The sequence below is a fragment of the Mycobacterium neumannii genome (genome assembly GCF_002245615.1).
GTDB lineage: Bacteria > Actinomycetota > Actinomycetes > Mycobacteriales > Mycobacteriaceae > Mycobacterium > Mycobacterium neumannii_A.
On sequence record NZ_NKCO01000016.1, the window covers coordinates 94,525 to 110,426 of the forward strand.

The following is a 15,902-nucleotide window of genomic DNA, read 5'->3' on the forward strand; positions in this document are numbered from 1 at the left end:
GCGCTGTGACTGGTGTTACTTGAGTTTCATTTGTGACTTACGGCGGTCAGAGGGACAGCGCCGCCAGGTCGACGTGCGCGACCGCGGGGAAGCCGATGCTGCCCATCCACAGCCGGCCCTCGGACTCGACCAGACCGGTCACCATCCCGAACCGCGGATGCTCGCAGCGGATACCCGCGACGACGTCACCGGTGTCCGGATCGAACGCCACCGCCCACACCTCGGGCTTGATCTGCGGCTGCAGCTTGTCGGGCAGCTTCCACAACAGCTTGCGCAACGCCGGCCAGCGCGGCGCGAGCCATTCGGCAGCGGCGTTGAGCGGTGAGACCATCGCGCACCAGATGCGGCCGTCGGCGCCGGTGGACAGGTTGTCGGGATGGCCGGGCAGATTTGCGCGAAGCGGCGTCACCGACCCGGCGCGCTCACCGGTGAGCCAGAACTTCGACAACCCGCGCCCCATCGTCTCGGCGAACACCAACGCCGACCCGTCGGCGGTGGGGGTCACACCGTTGGCGAAATACAGCCCGGCAACCGCGGTGAGCACGGTGCCGTCGGCGTCGCGCCGAAACAGGCTGCCGCGCGGGCGCGCCTCCATCACCGCACCCTTGAAATGGGCGTAGTCGAACGCGCTCGTCGACTCGGTGAAATAGATTGTGCCGTCCGGTGATTGGGTGACATTGGAGCAGAACATCAATCGCCGGTCATCGACCTCGGCCACGAATGTCTCCACCGTGTCGCTGGCCGGGTCGAGCGACAGCAGGCCGCCGGGACTGGTGCAAACCAGGATGCGGCCGTCGTGGGCGACGTGCATGCCCAGCGGCCGGCCCTCGGTGGTGGCGACGACGACCGGGTCCCCACCGCCGGGGGTGATGCGCACGATGCGGCCGTCGTCGACGCCTGCCCAGATGGCGCCGTCGGCGTCGACGACCACGTCCTCGGGCGCGTTGCCCGGGAGCGGGACGACGGTCAGGTCCGCCGACGGCAGATCTGGAAGGGGATCGACGGGCGGAGGCTGCCAGCGGACGGGATCGATCGGCGGCTTCTTCGGCTTCGGCTTGGTGGACACGCCGCCAGTCTCGCCGAAATGGCATTCCAGCAGGCAGTTACTCGTACTTTCGCTGCTGGAATGCAATTTCGCGCAAACTCAGATGCGGCGGCCGGCCTCGGCGAGCACATCGCGCATGATCTGGTAGATCGCGTCGAACTCCTTCTGACCGCTGATCAGTGGCGGGGCCAACTGCACGACCGGATCGCCGCGGTCGTCGGCGCGGCAGTACAGGCCTGCCTCGAACAGCGCCGGGGTCAAGAAGCCGCGCAGCAGCCGCTCGGACTCCTCGTCGTTGAAGGTCTCCTTGGTGGCCTTGTCCTTCACGAGTTCGATGCCGTAGAAGTAGCCCTCGCCGCGAACGTCACCGACGATCGGCAGGTCGTACAACTGCTCGAGGGTGGCCCGGAATCTCGGCGCGTTCTCCTTGACGTGGTCGTTGAGGCCCTCGCGCTCGAAGATGTCGAGGTTGGCCAGCGCCACCGCCGACGACACCGGATGCCCGCCGAACGTGTAGCCATGTGCGAACGTGGTCTTGCCGTCGTTGAACGGCTCGAACAGCCGGTCGCTGGCGATCATCGCGCCGATCGGCGAGTAGCCGGACGTCAAACCCTTTGCGCAGGTGATGATGTCGGGCACGTAACCGAAGTCGTCACAGGCGAACATCGACCCGATCCGGCCGTATGCGCAGATGACCTCGTCGGACACCAGCAGCACGTCGTACTCGTCGCAGATCTCCCTGACCCGCTCGAAATAGCCTGGCGGAGGCGGGAAGCAGCCGCCCGCGTTCTGCACCGGTTCGAGGAAGACGGCCGCGACGGTGTCGGGCCCCTCGAATTCGATGGCTTCGGCGATGCGGTCGGCGCAGTACTGCCCGAACGCCTTCTCGTCGTCCTGGTATGGCGCGGGGGCGCGGTAGAAGTTGGTGTTGGGCACCCGGAAACCACCGGGTGTCAGCGGCTCGAACGGTGCCTTGAACACCGGTAATCCGGTGATCGCCAACGCCCCCTGCGGTGTGCCGTGGTAGGCGATGGACCGCGAAACCACCTTGTGCTTACCGGGTTTGCCCGTCAGCTTGAAGTAGTTCTTGGCCAGTTTCCACGCCGACTCGACGGCTTCCCCGCCGCCGGTGGTGAAGAACACCCGGTTCAGGTCGCCGGGCGCATAATTGGCGACCCGTTCGGCGAGTTCGATCGCGGTCGGCGTGGCGTAGGACCACAGCGGAAAGAACGCCAGCTGCTCGGCCTGTTTGGCAGCGGCCTCGGCCAGTTCCTGGCGGCCGTGACCGACCTGTACGACGAAAAGCCCCGACAGCCCGTCGATGTAGCTCTTGCCGTTGTTGTCCCAGATCGTGACGCCCTCACCGCGTGTGATGATCGGCGGGGTGATACCGGCGCCGTGCCGGGCGAAGTGACCCCACAGGTGACGGTTGGCTTTCGCGCCGAGCTCGGCCGAAACATCCTGCGCGATATCGGTCGTAGTCATCTAGTGCCCCAATTATATTGCTGCTTAACAAGTTTCAAGTACACGAGAGTTTCGGTGGATATCACTCCCGGCAGGGCACGGATCTGGGTGTTGAGAAGGTCGAGCAGGTCGTCGTCGTCCTCGCAGACCACCTCGACGATGGCGTCGAAGGATCCGGCGGTGAGCACCACGTAGTCGACGGATTCGATGGCGGCCAGCTTCTCGGCGATCTTGGTGGTGTCGCCGGTGCAGCGGATCCCGATCATCGCTTGGCGGGCGAAGCCCAGCTGCATCGGATCGGTGACGGCGACGATCTGCATGACGCCGGCGTCGACCATGCGTTGCACCCGCTGCCGGACGGCGGCCTCCGAAAGCCCGACCGACTTGCCGATGCCCGCATACGAGCGTCGTCCGTCCTGCTGCAGCTTCTCGATGATCTGCTTGCTCAGATCGTCGAGCTGGAACGCAGCACCGGGACGGGACTGGTTGAGTCGGAACGAAACGGGGCCGAGACCGTGCGTAGCACCCGGGGTAGGCATGCCAGTGATTGTGCACGGAATCCGTCGTCAGGGGCAACCACAGCCATGAATTCACTCGTTCAAAGCGCATTCGGCTGCGGGAAAGCGTAGGGGATTGCGTGGCTCGTTGCGGTCGGGTCCGTTAGCGTATGGCCATGACTGCGACATCCGTTTCCACCAGTGTGGCGGGCAGCTGGATCGACGGCGCCGCGGTGGCCACCGGAGGGGCTGCCTTCCGGGTCGTCAACCCCGCAACCGGTGAGGCTGTGGCCGATTATGCGGTGGCCACACCCGCCGACGTGGACACCGCGGTGGCATCTGCTCGGGGCGCGCTGGCCGAGTGGTCGGGGGCCACGCCGGCGGAGCGCTCGGCGGTGCTGTTCACGCTGGCGCAGTTGGCGGGCGCGAGCACCGACGCGCTCGTCGCCGAGGAGGTCAGCCAGACCGGTAAGCCGGTGCGGCTGGCCGCAGAATTCGATGTGCCCGGAAGCGTCGACAACATCGACTTCTTTGCAGGCGCGGCCCGTCACCTGGAAGGCAAGGCGAGCGCCGAGTACTCCGGCGACCACACGTCGAGCATCCGCCGTGAGGCCGTCGGCGTCGTCGCGACGATCACGCCGTGGAACTATCCGCTGCAGATGGCGGTGTGGAAGGTGTTGCCCGCGTTGGCCGCCGGCTGTTCGGTGGTGATCAAACCGTGTGAGCTGACGCCGTTGACCACGTTGACGCTGGCGCGCCTCGCCAAGGAGGCGGGTCTGCCCGATGGCGTCTTCAACGTGGTCACCGGGCTCGGCGCCGACGTCGGCACCGCGCTGGCCGGGCACCGCGACGTCGACGTGGTGACGTTCACCGGTTCGACGCCGGTGGGGCGCAAGGTGATGGCCGCGGCGGCGGTGCACGGGCACCGCGTGCAGCTCGAACTCGGTGGCAAGGCGCCGTTCGTGGTGTTCGACGACGCCGACCTGGATGCGGCGATCCAGGGCGCGGCCGCCGGTGCATTGATCAACACCGGTCAGGACTGCACGGCGGCCACCCGCGCGATCGTCGCGCGCGAGCTCTACGAGGATTTCGTCGCGGGCGTCGGCGAATTGTTCTCCAAGGTCGTCGTCGGCGACCCGCAGGACCCGGACACCGATCTCGGACCGCTGATCTCGATGGCGCACCGCGCCAAGGTGGCAGGCATGGTCGAGCGCGCCCCCGGTCAGGGCGGGCGGATCGTCTGCGGCGGGAGGGCCCCGGACCGACCGGGTTCGTTCTATCTACCGACCGTGATCGCCGACGTCGACGAGCGCTCGGAGGTGTATCGCGACGAGATCTTCGGGCCGGTGCTTACGGTGCGCTCGTTCACCGATGACGAAGACGCGCTGCGGCAGGCCAACGACACCGACTACGGGCTGGCGGCATCGGCGTGGACGCGTGACGTGTACCGCGCGCAGCGGGCCTCGCGGGAGATCAAGGCCGGTTGTGTGTGGATCAACGACCACATCCCGATCATCAGCGAGATGCCGCACGGCGGTGTGGGCGCTTCAGGGTTCGGCAAGGACATGAGCGACTACTCACTCGAGGAGTACCTCACGGTCAAGCACGTGATGAGCGACATCACCGGGGTGGCCGAAAAGGACTGGCACCGCACGGTGTTCACGAAGCGCTAACCGCGCTGAACCACCGGCTCCGCGAACGCCGACTCGGCGGTCCAAGACCCTTGTATCCGGTCGAGCGCCGCACGCTGTTGGGCCTTGACTGCCTTGGCGGCTGCGCGGCCACCGCCCTTTTTCGCCGCCTTCTTCAGGGCACGGCGCCGGCGACGCGTCGGCAGCGAGTCCAGAACGTCGTCGCGGATGCCGGAGAGCTCGCCGCTGGCGCGGCCCGCCGCGATGCGGGCGATCACCCAGCGCCGCTCGTCACGCAGTAATAGTGCCGCGACGATCAGGAAGAACACCAGGCCGCCGAGTATCTTCAGCGGCATCGCCGCCACCGGACCCGGTGCGTTCCAGATGAAGTGCAGCAGCGGGCCGCTCAGCAGCAGTCCGCAAGCGGTGGCCAGCCGCCGACCGGTCGACCAGTGCGACCCGCCGCGGAACGTCGGGAGCAACATCAGCACGCCGACCGACGTCAGCGCCGTGTAGGTCCAGTGCGCCGGCACGGCGGTGAAGAACCGCACGAGGAGATTGCCGCCCGCGCCGACCACATCCGAGTCGAGGTCCTGCAGTGCGCTGTTCGCGGCGTACGACAGGTCCTCCATCAGGTCGAAACCGAAGCCGACGAACATTCCGAGCATCAGTGCGTGCGAAATCCGCTGCAGCACATACCCACACAGCACCAGCACCACCGCTGCGCACAACGCCTTGGACGCCTCTTCGATGATCGGCGCGGTGAGCGAGGCCTGCCAGGCGGTCACAGTCTCCGGTGGGAGCACCAGACTCCACAGCTGGCCGAGCGCATCGTTGCCGATCATCGCCATCGCCACCGCCGTGGTGCCGCCCAGCGCGAAACCGGCCACAAGTGCCTGCGGATAACGCCGACCGCTGCGGAACGGGTCGAACCGGAAAATCAACCACACCATGAAGACGATGAACAGCAGCCACAGCCACGCCAGGTCGAGTTGGGCGTCGACGGTGGCGCGGATGACGGACCAGGAGTCGTCGAGCAGGGCGAGCGTGCCGACGACCAGGGCCACGACGAACACCCAGAACACCTCGGATTCAGGGCGGTACACCACAGGACGCGGTACTTGCACGGAATCGCCGGTCACGGTTGGTCCCTTCTGATCGGTGCCACGACGAGGTCCAGCGGCGGCGCGGGCTGGTCGGCGGTTCCGAGGGTCTGGACCCACACGATCACCTCGTCGTCGGCCAGAAATGCGCAGTCGCCCAACCGGTCGCCGGCCACGAGTTCACACGTCTCGCCGGTCAGGGTGCCGTCGGCGGTGGTGATGGTCTCGCCTGTCATCGCGGCGCTGGCACCGGTGACGCGGTCGGCCCGCATGAGCCGGCGTGCGACAGCGCCCACGTCGCGGCCACCCCGGTCGAAGACCTGCACGATGACGAGCTCGTCCCCTGAGCGGTAGCCGATCCCGTTGCCGAACTCGCGGGCGTCCCAGCCGGACGGGCCCACCACGACGACCTGGTTGCCGTCCTCGCTGGCCACCTGCGCCGTCTCGGAGCCCGGCTGCCATGCGTCGTCGTCGACCATGGCGGCCGCGGCCATCGGGATCCCCGGTACCGCAATCAGTCCCGCCGCCAGCAGCAGCGCTGCCCGAACCTGAATCAACCGCGTCCCCCTCCATAAGTCCGGGTATGTCGAGGGCCGAACCTAGCAAGTGGAGTGCGGCGCCGCGGGCGCGCCACGCTGGAAGTATTGGCGCGGACTAGGCTGGCTGAATGACCGCCAGCGCGCGGGTCGACGAGTTCGAGGAGCTGCGGCCGCACCTGCTGTCCGTCGCCTACCGGCTCACGGGCACGATGGCCGACGCCGAGGACATCGTCCAGGACGCCTGGTTGCGCTGGAGCGCCGCCCACCACGAGTCGATCAAAGATCTGCGGGCCTGGCTCACGACGGTGGTCAGCCGATTGGGCCTGGACCGGCTTCGTTCGGCGGCGCATCGGCGTGAAACCTATGTCGGCCAATGGCTTCCGGAGCCGGTGGTCACCCCGCTGGACGGTGACGACCCGTTGGCGGCGGTGGTCGCCGGTGAAGACGCCCGGTTCGCGGCGATGGTGGTGCTCGAACGGCTCAACCCCGATCAGCGGGTGGCGTTCGTGCTGCACGACGGCTTCTCGGTGCCGTTCGGGGAGGTCGCCGACGTGCTCGGTGTCAGTGCGGCGGCGGCGCGCCAGCTGGCTTCCCGGGCACGGCGTGCCGTCGCCGACGCGCCACCGCCGGTATCCGACGACACCCACAACGAGATCGCCGGAGCGCTGATGGCAGCCCTCGCTGCGGGTGACATGGAAGCCGTTGTGGCACTGCTACATCCCGATGTCACCTTCACCGGCGACTCGAACCGCCGCGCGCCGACCGCGCCGCGCGTCATCCACGGCCCGGAGAAGGTGGCCCGGTTCCTGTTCGGGCTGGCCCGCCGCTATGGACCGGGCTGGCTCGAGACGGGTGTGCCCGCTTTGATCAACGGTCAGTTCGGCAGCTGGACTCCCGGGGCACCCGCCCACGGCGGCTATGCGGAGATGATGCCGCGGGTCACCGCGATGACCGTGCGCGACGGCAAGGTCTGCGCGATATGGGATGTCGCCAACCCGGAAAAGTTCACCGGCTCGCCGCTGAAGGCTCGTCGGTAACCCACGGAACACGGCATGCGTCGCCCGAGCCGAAGCCCTGCTCGGTGATGCCCAGCGCCGAGTACATCCGTGCGCGCATGTTCTCCACGCCGATCTGATACGTCAGCTCGATGACACCGTCGTCGCCGAACCGTCGGCGAAGGTCGTCCACCTGTTCGTCGGTGATGGTGTGCGGATCACCGGTCATCCCGTCGGCGTAGGCGATCGCGGCGCGCTCGTCGTCGGAGAACAGCGGCGACGTCGCGTATTCGTCGATGTGCTTGAGGCGGTCGACGTCAAGGCCGTCGAGGCGCTGCAGCATCGCGCCGAAGTCGACACACCACGAGCATCCGACCGTCCGGGCGGCCCAGAACACCGCGAGCTCGCGGACGCTGGTGGGCAGCTTCTTCGACCCGGACTGCAGCATGCCTTCGTGCACGACGTTGGCGATCATGAGCCGCGGATGGTGCGCGGCCACGGCGAAGGGCTCGGGCACCTCGCCGAAGCGGCGCTTGGCCACGCGGTACAGGAGCTTGGTCAGCAGCGAGGCACGCTGCGGGGGCAGGGGTTCGATGCGGGTTTTCTGTGCGTTTTCGGTCATACCCGTTAGACGAGACAGCCCGCCGAAGTGTGACAGGTCTACTACTAACGCGCGAACATCAACGCGCGCTTGACCTCCTGGATGGCCTGCGTGACCTGGATGCCGCGCGGGCAGGACTCGGTGCAGTTGAACGTCGTTCGGCAGCGCCACACCCCGTCGACCTCGTTGAGTATGTCGAGCCGCTCGGCGGCGGCCTCATCGCGGCTGTCGAAGATGAAGCGGTGCGCGTTGACGATCGCGGCGGGGCCGAAGTAGGACCCCTCGCTCCAGTAGATCGGGCAGCTCGTCGTGCAGCACGCGCACAGGATGCACTTGGTGGTGTCGTCGTAGCGGGCCCGGTCGGTCTGGCTCTGAATACGTTCGCGCGTGGGGGGATTGCCGCTGGTGACCAGGTACGGTTTGATCGCGCGGTAGGCGTCGAAGAACGGTTCCATGTCCACGATCAGGTCCTTCTCCACGGGCAGGCCGCGGATCGGCTCGATCGTGATGGTCAACTGCTTCTTCGGATTCTTCGGCAGCATGTCGCGCATCAGCACCTTGCACGCCAACCGGTTGACCCCGTTGATCCGCATCGCATCCGAACCGCACACTCCGTGCGCGCACGACCGCCGGAACGTCAACGTGCCGTCCAGATACCACTTCACGTAGTGCAGCAGGTTGAGCAGCCGGTCGGTGGGCAGGCACGGAACCCGGAAACTCTGCCAGCCTCCCGAATCGGCGTAGGCGTCGGGCTCTTCCGGATTGAACCGCGCGATCTTCAGCGTCACCATCACCGAACCCTCGGGCACGGGTGGCAGTTCGGGTTCGGCGGTGGCCGGGCCTTTCACGTCAGGCGCGATCGTCATGGTCAGTACTTCCGTTCCATCGGCTCATAGCGGGTCTGGACCACGGGCTTGTAGTCCAGCCGGATGTCGGACAGAAGGTCGGTGCCCTCCTTGTAGGCCATGGTGTGGCGCATGTAGTTGGTGTCGTCGCGGTTGGGGTAGTCCTCGCGGGCATGCCCGCCACGGGACTCCTTGCGGTTCAACGCCCCGACCACGGTGACCTCGGCGAGCTCGAGCAGGAAGCCGAGCTCGATCGCCTCGAGCAGATCGCTGTTGTAGCGCTTGCCCTTGTCGTGCACCGTGATTCGCGAGTACCGCTCCTTGAGTGCGTGGATGTCGGTCAGCGCCTGCTTCAGCGTCTCCTCGGTGCGGAACACCGCGGCGTTGTTGTCCATCGACTGCTGCAGGGCGCCGCGGATGTCGGCGACGCGCTCGTTGCCGTGCTCGGAGAGGATGTCGCCAACCCAGTCGACCACCATGCCCGCCGGATTCTGCGGAAGCGGGACGTGGTCGTGTCCCAGTGCGTAATTGGCCGCGGCGATGCCGGCGCGACGGCCGAACACGTTGATGTCCAGCAGCGAGTTGGTGCCCAGGCGGTTGGCGCCGTGGACGGACACGCACGCGCATTCACCCGCGGCGTAGAGGCCGGGGATGATCGTCGTGTTGTCGCGCAGCACCTGGCCGTTGACGTTGGTCGGGATGCCGCCCATCACGTAGTGGCACGTCGGGTAGACCGGTACCAGCTCCTTGACCGGGTCGACGCCCAGGTACGTGCGGGCGAACTCGGTGATGTCGGGCAGCTTGGCTTCGAGCACGTCCTCGCCGAGGTGGCGTACGTCGATGTAGACGTAGTCCTTGTTCGGCCCCGCGCCGCGGCCCTCAAGCACCTCGAGCACCATCGACCTGGCGACGATGTCGCGCGGTGCCAGGTCGACGATCGTCGGCGCGTAGCGCTCCATGAAGCGCTCGCCGTCACCGTTGAGCAACCGGCCGCCCTCACCGCGCACCGCCTCGGAGATCAGGATGCCGAGGCCGGCCAGGCCGGTCGGATGGAACTGGTGAAACTCCATGTCCTCCAAGGGAAGTCCCTTGCGGAAGATGATGCCGAGGCCGTCCCCGGTCAACGTGTGCGCATTGGAGGTCGTCTTGTACATCCGCCCCGACCCGCCCGTGGCGAACACGATGGCCTTGGCGTGGAAGACATGGATGTCGCCGGTGGCCAGCTCATAGGCGATGACGCCGGTGGCCACGGGGCCTGACTGCGTCTCGGTGATCGAGATGTCCAGCGCGTAGAACTCGTTGAAGAACTCGACGTCGTGCTTGACGCAGTTTTGATACAGCGTCTGCAGGATCATGTGGCCGGTGCGGTCGGCGGCATAACAGGCCCGGCGCACCGGAGCCTTGCCGTGATCGCGGGTGTGCCCGCCGAAGCGGCGCTGGTCGATGCGGCCCTCGGGGGTGCGGTTAAACGGCATCCCCATCTTCTCGAGGTCCAGCACCGCGTCGATGGCTTCCTTGCACATGATCTCGACGGCGTCCTGATCGGCGAGATAGTCGCCGCCCTTGACGGTGTCGAAAGTGTGCCACTCCCAGTTGTCCTCTTCGACGTTGGCCAGCGCCGCGCACATCCCGCCCTGGGCCGCGCCGGTGTGGCTGCGCGTCGGGTACAGCTTGGTCAGCACCGCGGTGCGGGCTCGCGGACCCGCCTCCACCGCTGCGCGCATACCGGCCCCGCCCGCACCGACGATGACGACGTCGTAGCGATGTTCCTGAATCATGTGAAGCTCACCCTCATGAGATGTTCGCGTCGAAGGTCACCAGCACGTAACTGCCCAGCACCAGGGTGAATCCGGTCGCCAGCAGCAACAGCGAGTTCAGCCAGAATTTCGTGGTGTTCTTGCGCGCGTAGTCACCGATGATCGTGCGCAGGCCGTTGGCTCCGTGCAGCTGGGCCAGCCACAGCAGCGCCATGTCCCAGATCTGCCAGAACGGTGACGCCCAGCGTTCGGCGACGTAGTTGAAGTCGATGCGGTAGACCCCGTCCTCCCACATCAGCATCACGAACAGGTGGCCGAGCGCCAGAAAGACCAGCGCGACACCCGAGAACCGCATGAACAGCCATGCGTATTTCTCGAAGTAGGGGATGCCGCGCGGACGCCGAGGTGCCCGTGGGTGGTCCAGGCCGGCCGGCCTGTCGTGCTCCTTTTGCATCACCGGGGCGATGCGGCCCTCGCGGTGGTGCGGCGTCCAGGCTCCCGCGGGCCCGCCGGCTGGTGCGCTCACAGGAACCGCTCCGCCATGTGCATGCCGATGATGCCGAGGGACGGGATGAAGATCGCCAGGAAGACACCGACCACGATCCACAGCATCACCCGCTGATAGCGCGCGCCGTGCTGCCAGAAGTCGATGAGGATCACTCGGATGCCGTTGAGGGCGTGGTAGAGCACCGCGACGACCAGCCCGATCTCCATCAGCCCGATCAGCGGAGTCTTGTAGGTCTCGATGACCTCGTTATAGGCCTGCGGGCTGACCCGCACCAGCGCCGTGTCGAGCACGTGCACGAACAGGAAGAAGAAGATCGTCGCACCGGTGATGCGGTGCAGCACCCAGGACCACATCCCGGGATCGCCGCGGTAGAGGGTTCGTCTGCGCGACGGTTGCGATCGTGGAGCCGCTTGGCTCTCGGGTGTCGCAGTACTCATCTGGCCTCCAACGCCTTCGGTGGACGATTGGGCTTCGGAGCTGCACCGGGCGGCAGGTTCCTTCCTGGCGGTCGGTTCCGGTTCGTGCACTTCACCCAAACCTCGGGGCGACTCTAAACCCAGTTGTACTGCTAAACGAACTACGGTTTAGCCGTCGATGTCTTGAAAAACGCCGAAGTTAGGGTTGCCTATTCCTATTCCCGGCTTCGGGGAGGGGACATCGGAATGCATTCAGAACCGGCCGGGCGAGGGTGGGACGATGTCGGAGATCAATTGGAATACGTTGCGTCACAGGGCAACTGAAGTGTCCAGGGCAGCGTACGCGCCATATTCGGGGTTCGCGGTCGGCGCGGCCGCCCTGGTCGACGACGGGCGGGTGGCGACTGGTTGCAATGTGGAAAATGTCTCATATGGTCTTGGTCTCTGTGCGGAGTGCGCGGTGGTCTGCGACCTGCATTCGGGCGGCGGCGGGCGACTGATCGCGCTGTCGTGCGTCGACGCGGCGGGGGAGCTGCTCATGCCGTGCGGCCGGTGTCGTCAGGTGCTGCTCGAGCACGGCGGGCCGGAGATGCTGATCGACCATCCGGGCGGACCGCGGCCGCTGGCCGAGCTGCTTCCCGACGCGTTCGGCCCGCAGGACCTGGCCCGTCGGGAGGGGCCGCGGGATGGGGAAACTCCGTGACGCAGTTCACATTTGACGCACCCGGCCCGATGTCGCATCCGTTTGATGCTCCGACGGTGATCCGGACCAAGCGCGACGGTGGCGTGCTCTCCGATGCGGCGATCGACTGGGTGATCGACGCCTACACCCATGGCCGGGTGGCCGACGAGCAGATGTCGGCGTTGCTGATGGCGATCTTCCTGCGCGGTATGACGGCAGCCGAGATCGCCCGTTGGACGGCGGCGATGGTCGCCTCCGGCGAGCAAATGGACTTCAGCGATCTCCGTCGCGGCGGAAAGCCTCTGGCGTTGGTGGACAAGCACTCCACCGGTGGTGTCGGGGACAAGACCACCATCCCGCTGGTGCCCGTCGTGATGGCCTGCGGCGGCGCGGTGCCCCAGGCCGCCGGACGAGGCCTCGGCCATACCGGCGGCACGCTCGACAAGCTGGAGTCCATCGCCGGGTTCACCGCTGAGATCTCCAAACACCAGATCCGCCAACAGCTTTGCGACCTGGGCGCTGCGATCTTCGCTGCCGGTGAACTGGCACCCGCCGACCGCAAGATCTATGCGCTGCGCGACATCACGGCGACCACGGAGTCGCTGCCGTTGATCGCGAGTTCGGTGATGAGCAAGAAGATCGCGGAGGGCGCCAACGCATTGGTGCTCGACACCAAGGTCGGTTCGGGTGCATTCCTGAAGACGGACGAGGAGTCGCGGGAGCTGGCCCGCACGATGGTCGAACTGGGCACCGCGCACGGCCTGACCACCCGGGCGGTGCTGACCGACATGTCCACACCGCTGGGCCGCGCCGTCGGCAATGCCGTGGAGGTGGCCGAATCGCTGGAGGTGCTCGCCGGTGGCGGTCCGCCCGACGTGGTCGAGCTCACGGTCACCCTGGCCTCCGAGATGCTCGATGCCGCGGGCCTCGACGGTGTGGACCCGGCCCAGACCCTTGCGGACGGCTCGGCGATGGACCGGTTCCGCGACCTCGTCGCCGCACAGGGCGGTGATCTGGGCCAGGACCTGCCCGTCGGTCCTCACGCCGAAACCATCACGGCGCCGCGCGATGGCAGGATGGAGAGCATCGACGCGATGGCGGTGGGTCTGGCGGTGTGGCGGCTCGGAGCGGGCCGCTCCGCTCCTGGTGAGCGGGTCCAGCCGGGCGCGGGGATGTACATCCACCGGCGGGTGGGCGAACCGGTGAGCGCCGGAGAGCCGCTGTTCACGCTGTACACCGAGACCCCCGACCGTTTCGACGGGGCGATCGCCGAACTGTCCGGCGGCTGGGCCGTCGGCGACGCCGAACCGCCGGCGCGTCCGCTGATCATCGACCGAATCACGAGCGGAGACTGACCGGAGACCGACATGACGACGCTTTCGCTGGACTCAATCAGACAAGCGCCCAAGGCGCTGCTGCACGACCACCTGGACGGCGGGTTGCGGCCCGCGACCGTCCTGGAGCTGGCCGAGGCGACGGGTTACGACGACCTTCCGGCCACCGATGTCGACGAGCTGGCGACGTTCTTCCGCACCGCCGCACACAGCGGATCGCTGGTGCGCTATCTGGAGCCGTTCGCTCACACCGTCGGCGTCATGCAGACACCCGAGGCGCTGCACCGGGTGGCCTACGAGTGCGTCGAGGATCTCGCCGCCGACAACGTGGTCTACGCCGAGGTTCGCTTCGCCCCCGAACTGCACATCGACGGTGGGCTGTCGCTGGACGCCGTCGTCGACGCGGTGATGGCCGGGTTCGCCGACGGTGAGAAGGCGGCCAGCGCCGAAGGGCGGACGATCACCGTGCGCTGCCTGGTGACCGCGATGCGGCACGCGGCGCGTTCACTCGAGATCGCCGAATTGGCGGTTCGGTTCCGCGACAAGGGCGTTGTCGGTTTCGACATCGCGGGTGCAGAAGCCGGCCATCCGCCGACACGGCATCTCGACGCCTTCGAGTACATGCGAGGCAACAACGCGCGCTTCACGATTCACGCGGGGGAGGCCTTCGGTCTGCCGTCGATCCACGAGGCGATCGCCTACTGCGGCGCCGACCGCCTCGGCCACGGTGTGCGCATCGTCGATGACATCACCGTCGCACCTGACGGCACCGCGCAACTGGGCCGGCTCGCGGCACTGCTGCGCGACAAGCGGATCCCGTTCGAGATGTGTCCCTCGTCCAACGTGCAGACCGGTGCGGTGGCCAGCATCGCCGAGCATCCGTTCGACCTGTTGGCGCGGCTGCGCTTCCGCGTCACCGTTAACACCGACAACCGGCTGATGAGCGATACGACGATGAGCCAGGAGATGCTGCGCCTGGTCGAGACCTTCGGCTACGGCTGGAGCGATCTGCAGCGGTTCACGATCAACGCGATGAAGTCGGCGTTCGTCTCGTTCGACGAGCGCCTGTCGATCATCGACGACGTCATCAAGCCGCGGTACGCCGTCCTGATCGGCTGACCAGCACCCCCGCGAGCGGCCGTGTTTGCACACGGACACGCCGCGTCCGCTTGACAGTTTGCGGTCGCTCGCGGTTGACGAGTGTCTATTCGGGACGAAGCCGCGACTCGACGAACGCCTCCAACGCCTCCCATTGTTCGACGGCCTTGGCGTACGGCGGGCTCGGTGCGCGGACGGTGCCGGGTTCCAGGACGTGCGCGATCAGCCTTCCGAGCGGCTGGTCCGCATCGAGGGTCTGGTCGACGGTCGTGTCTTCCGAGTAGTCGCCGACATCGCGGAGCAGTTCGACGGCGAGCTCCAATTGGTCGCGATCCAACGCGTCGGGCCCGTCCGCGAGATCGTCGACGATGCCCGTCAACACGTAGACGTTGTCGTCGGTGATCTCGACCTGAAGCGAGCCGTCGGTGGCGGCCGTGCGGATGTCGTCGTAGGTGGCAAGACCCGACAGGTCGTGGTCGTGTTCGTCGGCCAGGTAGCGCGCCAGTGCTCGCTCGGAACCGAACACGCTGATACGCCCGTTGCGGCCGAGGAAGACCGGCTGATCGTCGAGGTAGCAGCGCAGCGTGTAGTAGGTTCCCGCGCTCGTCATCAACCGGACCGGGTCGATGCCGACCTTGAGCCAGAAGTCCTCGTCGCTGCCCAGCACCTGGCTCTGCGCCTGGGAGCTCAGGGCGTCGGACTCCTCTTCCTCGGCCTCGTCCGGGGATTCGGCCTCGGAAACCTCTTCGACCAGCTCGCCCTCTTCGGGTTCCGGCGCCGGCTCGGCCAGCTCGGCTTCGGCCTTCTGCGAGGCGGCGGCGTCGACGTCGGGGATTGTGATCACCTCGTCGAGCGCGTCGACGACGTTGTCCCAGGCCCGGGCGATGACCGCCTCGATCTCGCCCCACCGTTTGCGTCCGCTGCGACCGGAGAAGGCCTCGATCCCGCCGCCGAGCGTGCCCAGCACCGGGTTGCCGTTGAAAAACCTTGTGACGACCGGAAGTTCGCACACCGAGCCGAGCGACGAGACGATCACCAGTGTGCGGTGCAGCTGCCGAACCGCGTCCTCGCTGACCTTCTCGGCGACGATCTCCGGCACGCCGATCACGTCGTACTGGTGCTCCTCGACCGGGTCCAGGCGGTGGGCGTTGGCCTCGGTGATCTTGGTCCATGCGGGGTGATCGACCAGGTCGTTGTCCTTGTCGGCCCTGACGAACGCGACCAGGTCGGCGACCGACTCGAACCCGTACAGATCCTCGTCCTTGCCGAGGAACGCCTCCCACTCGTCGCCGCCATCACGCCAGCGTGGAGCCCACAACGTGTAGAGGTCGCCCTTGGTCAAGCCGAGCCGGATCGCCACGATGTCAGCAGCCATGCGGCACAGGAT

General features: G+C 67.0%; 15 protein-coding genes and 1 pseudogene. 5 read left to right on the forward strand and 11 right to left on the reverse strand.

Annotated features, from left to right (window positions below; translation table 11 throughout):
* Positions 1 to 46: 46 nt before the first annotated feature.
* From CEX88_RS18175 to CEX88_RS18185, 3 genes are all read right to left on the reverse strand, one after another.
* Positions 47 to 1,066 carry an SMP-30/gluconolactonase/LRE family protein gene (locus CEX88_RS18175; protein ID WP_094294538.1) on the reverse strand — a complete coding sequence of 340 codons (1,020 nt, stop codon included), beginning with the start codon at positions 1,064 to 1,066 and terminating at the stop codon, positions 47 to 49.
* A gap of 78 nt (positions 1,067 to 1,144) precedes the next feature.
* Complete coding sequence (locus tag CEX88_RS18180) at positions 1,145 to 2,530, reverse strand: aspartate aminotransferase family protein (protein ID WP_094294539.1); 1,386 nt, start codon at positions 2,528 to 2,530, stop codon at positions 1,145 to 1,147.
* Positions 2,527 to 3,048 (reverse strand): Lrp/AsnC family transcriptional regulator, encoded by a 522-nt coding sequence (locus CEX88_RS18185; protein WP_064394236.1) that lies wholly within the window; start codon positions 3,046 to 3,048, stop codon positions 2,527 to 2,529. Before CEX88_RS18185 ends, CEX88_RS18180 begins: the two co-directional genes overlap by 4 nt.
* A 134-nt stretch (positions 3,049 to 3,182) precedes the next feature.
* On the opposite strand from CEX88_RS18185, the gene CEX88_RS18190 reads away from it, so the two are divergent.
* Positions 3,183 to 4,679: a gamma-aminobutyraldehyde dehydrogenase gene (locus CEX88_RS18190; protein ID WP_094294565.1), complete on the forward strand. Its 1,497-nt coding sequence runs from the start codon at positions 3,183 to 3,185 to the stop codon at positions 4,677 to 4,679.
* On the opposite strand, the gene CEX88_RS18195 is transcribed toward CEX88_RS18190, so the two are convergent.
* Positions 4,676 to 5,779 (reverse strand): PrsW family intramembrane metalloprotease, encoded by a 1,104-nt coding sequence (locus tag CEX88_RS18195; protein ID WP_094294540.1) that lies wholly within the window; start codon positions 5,777 to 5,779, stop codon positions 4,676 to 4,678. The two genes, CEX88_RS18190 and CEX88_RS18195, sit on opposite strands and share 4 nt — an antisense overlap.
* Complete coding sequence (locus CEX88_RS18200; RefSeq protein WP_094294541.1) at positions 5,776 to 6,297, reverse strand: hypothetical protein; 522 nt, start codon at positions 6,295 to 6,297, stop codon at positions 5,776 to 5,778. Before CEX88_RS18200 ends, CEX88_RS18195 begins: the two co-directional genes overlap by 4 nt.
* A 110-nt stretch (positions 6,298 to 6,407) precedes the next feature.
* Between CEX88_RS18200 and CEX88_RS18205 the strand changes: the two genes are divergently transcribed.
* The gene (locus tag CEX88_RS18205) at positions 6,408 to 7,316 is read left to right on the forward strand and encodes a sigma-70 family RNA polymerase sigma factor (RefSeq protein ID WP_094294542.1); all 909 of its coding nucleotides are present in this window, start codon (positions 6,408 to 6,410) and stop codon (positions 7,314 to 7,316) included.
* Here CEX88_RS18205 and CEX88_RS18210 read toward each other — a convergent pair.
* The 5 genes and pseudogenes from CEX88_RS18210 to sdhC all read right to left on the reverse strand — a co-directional run.
* Positions 7,285 to 7,929, reverse strand: a pseudogene (locus CEX88_RS18210) (carboxymuconolactone decarboxylase family protein); the annotation flags it as partial. The gene CEX88_RS18205 and the pseudogene CEX88_RS18210 overlap by 32 nt on opposite strands.
* Before the next feature lie 11 nt (positions 7,930 to 7,940).
* Complete coding sequence (locus tag CEX88_RS18215; protein ID WP_064425250.1) at positions 7,941 to 8,741, reverse strand: succinate dehydrogenase iron-sulfur subunit; 801 nt, start codon at positions 8,739 to 8,741, stop codon at positions 7,941 to 7,943.
* A 2-nt stretch (positions 8,742 to 8,743) separates the two neighbouring features.
* Positions 8,744 to 10,498: a succinate dehydrogenase flavoprotein subunit gene (sdhA, locus tag CEX88_RS18220; RefSeq protein ID WP_068193834.1), complete on the reverse strand. Its 1,755-nt coding sequence runs from the start codon at positions 10,496 to 10,498 to the stop codon at positions 8,744 to 8,746.
* A 13-nt stretch (positions 10,499 to 10,511) separates the two neighbouring features.
* A complete protein-coding gene (locus CEX88_RS18225) occupies positions 10,512 to 10,931 on the reverse strand; it encodes a succinate dehydrogenase hydrophobic membrane anchor subunit (protein ID WP_064394320.1) in 420 nt (139 codons plus the stop codon).
* A gap of 68 nt (positions 10,932 to 10,999) precedes the next feature.
* A complete protein-coding gene (sdhC, locus tag CEX88_RS18230; RefSeq protein WP_082961950.1) occupies positions 11,000 to 11,422 on the reverse strand; it encodes a succinate dehydrogenase, cytochrome b556 subunit in 423 nt (140 codons plus the stop codon).
* Between the two features lie 259 nt (positions 11,423 to 11,681).
* Here sdhC and CEX88_RS18235 point away from each other — a divergent pair, with 259 nt between their 5' ends.
* Genes CEX88_RS18235 through CEX88_RS18245 form a run of 3 tightly spaced genes read left to right on the forward strand, consistent with a single transcriptional unit; the run spans position 11,682 to position 14,536 of the window.
* Positions 11,682 to 12,104, forward strand: coding sequence for a cytidine deaminase (locus CEX88_RS18235; protein WP_202931556.1), 423 nt, complete (start codon positions 11,682 to 11,684; stop codon positions 12,102 to 12,104).
* 29 nt (positions 12,105 to 12,133) lie between these two features.
* Positions 12,134 to 13,438 carry a thymidine phosphorylase gene (locus tag CEX88_RS18240; RefSeq protein ID WP_094294544.1) on the forward strand — a complete coding sequence of 435 codons (1,305 nt, stop codon included), beginning with the start codon at positions 12,134 to 12,136 and terminating at the stop codon, positions 13,436 to 13,438.
* A 12-nt stretch (positions 13,439 to 13,450) separates the two neighbouring features.
* Positions 13,451 to 14,536 carry an adenosine deaminase gene (locus tag CEX88_RS18245; protein ID WP_064394225.1) on the forward strand — a complete coding sequence of 362 codons (1,086 nt, stop codon included), beginning with the start codon at positions 13,451 to 13,453 and terminating at the stop codon, positions 14,534 to 14,536.
* An 85-nt stretch (positions 14,537 to 14,621) separates the two neighbouring features.
* Here CEX88_RS18245 and satS read toward each other — a convergent pair whose 3' ends face one another.
* Entirely contained in the window at positions 14,622 to 15,890 is a 1,269-nt protein-coding gene (gene satS / locus CEX88_RS18250; protein ID WP_094294545.1) for a protein export chaperone SatS, read from the reverse strand.
* Positions 15,891 to 15,902: the final 12 nt, after the last annotated feature.